This window comes from Corynebacterium sp. HMSC061H03, assembly GCF_001838215.1.
GTDB classification, from domain to species: domain Bacteria; phylum Actinomycetota; class Actinomycetes; order Mycobacteriales; family Mycobacteriaceae; genus Corynebacterium; species Corynebacterium jeikeium_D.
This window is the reverse complement of sequence record NZ_KV836064.1, coordinates 1-865: the sequence shown is the minus strand read 5'-3', so window position 1 is coordinate 865 and position 865 is coordinate 1. Positions and strand designations below refer to the sequence as shown.

At 54.7% G+C, this 865-nt stretch carries 1 pseudogene; it reads left to right on the top strand.

Going from position 1 to position 865, the window contains the following annotated elements:
- Window positions 1-79 precede the first annotated feature (79 nt).
- Window positions 80-865 (top strand): annotated as a pseudogene (locus HMPREF2787_RS10995) (IS3 family transposase); the annotation flags it as partial.

The window sequence follows — 865 nt, the reverse complement described above, 5'->3', positions numbered from 1 at the left end:
CGAAGTTCGCTAAGTGAGCAGCAGCGCGAGCAATTGGTTGAACTATTTGAGCAAGGCATGGGCTGTAGAGCGGCTGCCAATGTTCTGGGTGTCTCCAAACACGCTGCGCGCCGGCTCTATTGTCGGTTTGTGCTGCATGGCAGGCTATGTCTTGTGGAGAAACCGACAAAGCAGCAGTACTCGTTTGAAATCAAGAAGGAAGTTGCCCAACGCCACCTTGCTGGCGAGACAGCGATGGATCTTGCGCGCGAATTTGGCCTGTCATCACAGCAGCTGGTCAGTGGGTGGACGTGGAAATGGCGCAAAGGCGGCGATGAGGCGTTGAAACCGAAGCCGAAGGGCAGGCCCAAAGGATCGGTCACGCCGAAGCCGCTGTCGGAGGAAGACAAGCTGCGTCGCGAAAACGAACGGTTGCGGGCCGAAAATGCCTATCTAAAAAAATTGCGGGACTTGAGGAATCAGGGACGCGCCTGAAAGTCCAGGCGATTGTCATCCTCAAGTCTCACCACCGCTTGGAATATCTCCTAGAGGCAGCAGGTATGCCACGGTCGACGTTCTTCTACCACCAACAACGACTCAGTAAGCCAGATAAGCACGCCGTTCTCAAGCAAGCGATTCGGGAAAGCTTCGAGCGTAACAAGCATCGCTACGGCTACCGGCGAGTGCTGCTTGACCTACGCAACCAGGGCTGGGTGGTCAACCACAAACTCGTTTACAAGCTCATGCGCCAGATGGGGCTTCGAGCTAAGATTCGCCAGCGCAGACCGTATATTTCCTATGTTGGGACAATCAGCCGCATTGCTGACAACAAGCTTGACCGCAAATTCACCCCAGATAAGCCAAATACCGTCTTTGTCAGCGACGT